Origin of the sequence: Streptomyces sodiiphilus (genome assembly GCF_039529215.1) — a bacterium.
Lineage (GTDB): Bacteria > Actinomycetota > Actinomycetes > Streptomycetales > Streptomycetaceae > Streptomyces > Streptomyces sodiiphilus.
Map to the genome: position 1 here is coordinate 1 of NZ_BAAAMJ010000131.1, position 5,044 is coordinate 5,044.

General features: G+C 75.3%; 4 protein-coding genes and 1 pseudogene. All 5 read left to right on the plus strand.

The features are described 5' to 3' along the window. On the plus strand, positions 1 to 1,899 hold a 1,899-nt coding region (locus ABD299_RS25005), incomplete at its 5' end, for a lantibiotic dehydratase (RefSeq protein ID WP_344267100.1). Continuing rightward, a complete protein-coding gene (locus ABD299_RS25010) occupies positions 1,899 to 3,455 on the plus strand; it encodes an amino acid adenylation domain-containing protein (RefSeq protein WP_344267103.1) in 1,557 nt (518 codons plus the stop codon). The genes ABD299_RS25005 and ABD299_RS25010, both read left to right, overlap by 1 nt. Positions 3,456 to 3,513: 58 nt before the next feature. Beyond that, positions 3,514 to 4,452: a threonine ammonia-lyase gene (locus tag ABD299_RS25015; RefSeq protein ID WP_344267106.1), complete on the plus strand. Its 939-nt coding sequence runs from the start codon at positions 3,514 to 3,516 to the stop codon at positions 4,450 to 4,452. Beyond that, positions 4,449 to 4,706: an acyl carrier protein gene (locus ABD299_RS25020; protein ID WP_344267109.1), complete on the plus strand. Its 258-nt coding sequence runs from the start codon at positions 4,449 to 4,451 to the stop codon at positions 4,704 to 4,706. The genes ABD299_RS25015 and ABD299_RS25020 overlap by 4 nt, the downstream gene beginning before the upstream one ends. A gap of 10 nt (positions 4,707 to 4,716) precedes the next feature. Further along, positions 4,717 to 5,044: pseudogene (locus tag ABD299_RS25025) on the plus strand (lantibiotic dehydratase); the annotation flags it as partial.

Here is a 5,044-nt window from a genome sequence, read left to right on the forward strand (position 1 = left end):
ATCGGGTTCTTCGGCCCTGTCGGATGGGGCCGCTGGGACCTGTCGACCCGCGGCATCGCCGTCGAGCCGGGGAACGGGTTCCTCGCCGACTCCCGCGTGTACTTCGCGAGCTGGGCCATCGACGCGCTGGCCAAGTCCCTGGACGCCGAAGCACTGCGGCCGTGGATGCCGCCGCGCCGGGTGCCGTTCGTACGGGCGGCCGAGGACGGCATGGTGCGGCTGCCGGGCCGGCCGCCGCAGGCCATCCCGGACACCGCGCGCGCCGTGCTCGGCCTGTGCGACGGCACGCGTACGGTCCCGGACGTCGCCGGGAAGCTCGGGATGACGGTGCCCGAGGCGACGGAAGCCGTCCAGTGGCTGGTGTCCAAGCGCTGGGTGCACTGGCGTCTGGAGGTGCCCTCCAGCACCTACCCGGAGCGTGAGCTGCGGACGATCCTGGAACGCGTGGGCGATCCGGAGGTGCGCGAGCCCGCCCTGGAGAAGCTGGCCGTGCTGGAGCGCGGACGCGACGCAGTCCAGGCCGCGGGCCAGGACGCCGACGCGCTGACCGCCGCGATCAGCGCGCTGGAGGCGGACTTCGCCGCCCTGACCTCCACCGAGGCCCAGCGCGCCAAGGGAGCACGGACCGCGCCGTGCCGCGGGGTCGTGTATTCCGACGCCCGGCGCGCGGCCACGGCCACCGTCGGCAGCGCCGTCCTGAACGAGCTGACCCCGCTGGCGATGTGCCTGACCTCGGCGCGCTGGATGACCAACCGCTTCGCCGAGGCCGTCGGGGCACGGGTGCGTGCGGAGTACGAGCGGCTCGTCGCGGGCGGCCGGCCGGTGAGCCTGGCCGCGCTGTGGATGGAGTGCCTGCCCTCCCCGCACCCGCGGGCGAACGACGACATCGAGGCGGTCCAGGCGCAGCTGCGGGCGAAGTGGGCCCGCATCCTGGACGTCCCGCCGGACGCGCGACGGGTGCGGCTGTCCTCCGCGGACATCGCCGCCCGGGTCCGGGCGGAGTTCGACGAGCCCGGCACCGGATGGTCGCTGGCCCGCTACTTCAGCCCGGACCTGCTGGTGCTCGCCGAGAACCGGGAGGCGGTGGAGCGCGGGGACTTCGAGCTGGTGCTCGGCGAGATGCACTGCGCGCTCAACACCATGGGCGCGTCGCTCTTCGTCCACCAGCACGAGAACCGGGACGCGCTGCTCGCCGAGGTGGCCCGCGACTTCCCCGGCCCCCAGCTGCTGCCGATGCTGCCCAAGGAACTGCCGCTGAAGTGGTCGGTGCGCAGCAGGCCCTCGCTGGACCGGCCCGACGACTACCGCGTCGCCCTCGTCGATCACACCGGCGACCCGTACCGGGAGCGCACGGTGCTCAGCGCCGACATCACCGTCGAGGACCGTGACGGCCGCCTCGTCATGGTGCTCCCCGACGGCGCCGAGTTCGGTCTGCTCGACGCCTACGCCAACACCCTCACCCAGCGGGTGATGGACCGCTTCACGCTGCGTCCCGAGGGTGAGCACACCCCGCGCGTCACCATCGACAAGGTGGTGGTGGCGCGGGAGACCTGGAGGTTCCCGGCATCCTCGCTGCCCTTCCCGGACGAGAAGTCCGAGGCCCGGCGGTTCGTGCGGGCCAGGCACTGGCAGCGGGAACACGACCTGCCGCGCTTCGTGTTCGTCGTCTCGCCCACCGAACCCCGGCCCTTCTACGTGGACTTCGACAGTCCCGTGTACATCAACATCCTGGCCAAGGCCGCGCGGCGGCTGGCCCGCAAGGACCCGGAGGCCCGGCTGACGGTCAGCGAGATGCTGCCGAGCCCGGAACAGGCCTGGCTGACCGACGACAAGGGGGACGTGTACGTCTCCGAGCTCCGCTTCGTCGCCGTCGACCGCACCGCTGTGGGGGAGGAGTGATGCGCACCTTCGTCGACGACATCCGCGCGCACGCCGCCCGCCATCCCGGCCGGGTCGCGGTGACCGCTCCGGACGGCGAGCTGACCTACGCGGAACTGTCCGCGCGCATCGAGCGCGTGGCCCGGGAGCTGCGCGCGCGGGGCGCCGCGGCGGAGACGGTGTGCGCGGTGGCCGTCGGACCGGGCGTGGACGCGGTGGTCGCCGTCGCCGCCGTGGTGCGCTCCGGCGCCGCGTTCCTGAGCCTGGACGCCGGGCAGCCGCCGCTCCGGCTGGCCGCGCTCGCGCGCAGCGGCGGGGCCCAGCTCCTGCTGACCACTTCGGATCTCGCCGGGCGCCTGGACCTGCCGGTTCCGGGCGAGCCGGTGCTGCTGGACCGGCTGGAGGAGGAGCGTCCCGGAGCGGACGGTGGCGACGGGCACAGCAGTCCGCCCGGCCCCTTCGACCCCGAGGCCCTGGCCTATGTCAGCCACACCTCCGGCTCGACCGGGGAGCCCAGCGCCGTGCTGGTCGGACACCGAGGGCTCGACTCCTACCTGCGGTTCGTGGTCCGCGACTACGGTCTGGGACCCGGCACCGTGGCGCTCCAGGTCGCGCCGCAGGGCTACGACGCCTCGATCCGGGACACCTTCGCCCCGCTGCTGGCCGGCGGGCGGCTGGTCGTGGTGCCCCGCTCGGCGCTGCTGCGGCCCGACGAGTTCGGCGCCACCGTCCGGGCCCACCGGGTGACCGCCCTGCTGAGCGTCACCCCCTCCTTCCTGTCGTTCCTGGCCGGGCAGCCGGACGCGGTGAAGCTGCTGGAGGGGGTGCGGCTGGTGGTCTCCAGCGGCGAGTCGCTGCGGCCCTTCCTGGCCGCCGGCGGGCGCTCGCTGATCCGCGGCGCGCTGGTCAACCAGTACGGGCCGACCGAGTGCACCATGACCTCGACCCGCTACGCGGTCCCGGCACTCCCGGACACCGCCGACGACATCGTGGGCACCCCCATCGACGGGGTGACCGTGCGGCTGCTCGACGAGAACCTGCGGCCGGTGGCCGACGGCACCACCGGTGAGGTCTTCATCGGCGGGGCGGGTGTGGCACGCGGCTACCAGGGGCAGCCCGCCCGCACCGCCGAACGCTTCGTGCCCGACCCGCTCGGGCCCGCAGGGGCACGCCTGTACCGCACCGGCGATCTCGCCCGGCGGGGCCCGCACGGGCTGGTGTACCTGGGCCGGACCGACCGCCAGGTCAAGATCCGCGGCTACCGGGTGGACCCGGCCGAGGTGGAGGGCGCACTGCTCGCCCACCCCCGGGTCACCGGCGCGGTCGTCACCTCCGGCAGCGACGACCGGGGGCGGGTGTTCCTGACCGCCCACGTCACGGGCGAACTCGCGGCCACCACCGACGCGGCGCTGCGCACCCACCTGAGCGCCACCCTGCCCCCGCACCTGATGCCGCGCCGGTTCGTGCGCCTGGAGACCCTGCCGGTCACCCGCAGCGGCAAGGCCGACCGCCGCGCACTGGCGGACACGGGCACCGCCGGCAGCGTTCCCGCGGTGCCGACCGGAGGCCCGCGATGAGCTCCCGGTCGGCGGGCCCGGGGGCCGCCCCGCCCCGGCCCGGCGGGGGAGGCGCGCCGTGACCACCGTCGTCACCGTTCCGGGCCCGGCCGACGTCCGGTCCGCCGCCGGGCGGATCGCCGGGTACGTCCGGCGCACGCCCCTGCTGCAGGCCGTGCCCGGGGTGCTGCTGAAGGCCGAGCACCTCCAGCGCGGCGGATCGTTCAAGCTGCGCGGCGCGGCCAACGCGGTGCTCGCCCTCGGTGCCCGGCGGATCGTCACGGGGTCCTCGGGCAACCACGGGATCGCCCTGGCCTCTCTGGCCGCCCCGCTGGGGGTGCGGGTGACCGTGGTCATGGCCGCCGGGGCCAGCCCGGCCAAGGCCGCCCTGATCCGGGCGCTGGGCGGGCGGATCGTCACCGTCGGGGGCGGTGTGGCCGAACGGGAGGCGCGCGCCCGGGAGCTGGCGGAGGAGACCGGAGCCGTCCTGGTGCCCTCCTCCGACCACCCCCTGGTGGTCGCCGGTCAGGGAACCGTCGGCGCGGAGATCCTGGCGGACCTGCCCGGAGCCGGCAGCGTCTACGTACCCACCGGCGGGGGCGGTCTGCTGGCGGGGGTCTGCCTGGCGGCCCGGGACCACCCGGTGCGGGTGGTGGGCGTCGAGCCGGCCGGCTCCCCCCGGTACGCCCGCTCCCTGGCCGCCGGCCGCCCGGTACGGCTGCCGCCCGGGGAGACCGTCGCCGACGGGCTGCGCGCCCAGCAGCCGGGCGCCGTGCCCTTCCCGGTCATCCGGGACCGGGCCGACGAACTGATCACCGTGTCCGACGCCGAGATCCTGGCCGCCGTCGCGCTGCTGCGCGGCCACGGGATCGAGGCGGAACCCAGCGGGGCCGTCGCGCTGGCCGGGGCGCTGCGCGGCCCGCGCCGGGACCCCGCCGTCGCCGTCGTCTCCGGCGGCAACACCACCGCGGCCCTGTCCGCCGCGTCCGCTCACACACACCACGAGGAGATCCGATGACCACCGCCGAGAACACGACCGTCACCGACACCACCGAGCTGCTGGTGGGCATCTTCCGGGAGACCCTGGGCATCGCCGACCTGGACCGGGACAGCGACTTCTACGAGGCCGGCGGCGACTCGCTGACCGCGTTCCAGGTCACCGCCCGGCTGGAGGAGAGCCTGGGGGTGGAGGTGCCGGTGTCGCTGGTGTTCGCCTACCCCTCGCCCGCCGACCTCGCCGCGGTGGTCGATTCCGATTTCGCCCGGGCATGAGGGGGACACCGTGACGACCGACATGTCGCTGCCGGGCGGACGCTGGCGGCTGTGGGAGCAGTTCGCCCTGCGCGGGCCGGGCTTCCCGGCCGGCGGAGTGCTGCGTCTGGCACCCGGCGGACTGGCCGCGGCCGCCGACAAGTTCGAGCCCGGCGGACAGCTCGCCGGCGACCAGTGGAACGGCTTCGCCCAGCTGTTCGCCGAGGCCGCCGTGGAGACCGCGCACACCCTGCAGGAGATCGCCGGGACGCCCGCGTTCCGGGAAGCCGTCGCCTGGCAGAACCGCCCGGTGCTCACCTCCGGCATCGCGCCGTTCCTGAACTGGACGCCCAGCGCGG

Coding starts and splice junctions, on each gene's coding strand:
- ABD299_RS25010 (WP_344267103.1), top strand. CDS start 1,899: ATGCGCACCTTCGTCGACGACATCCGCGCGCACGCCGCCCGCCATCCC.
- ABD299_RS25020 (WP_344267109.1), top strand. CDS start 4,449: ATGACCACCGCCGAGAACACGACCGTCACCGACACCACCGAGCTGCTG.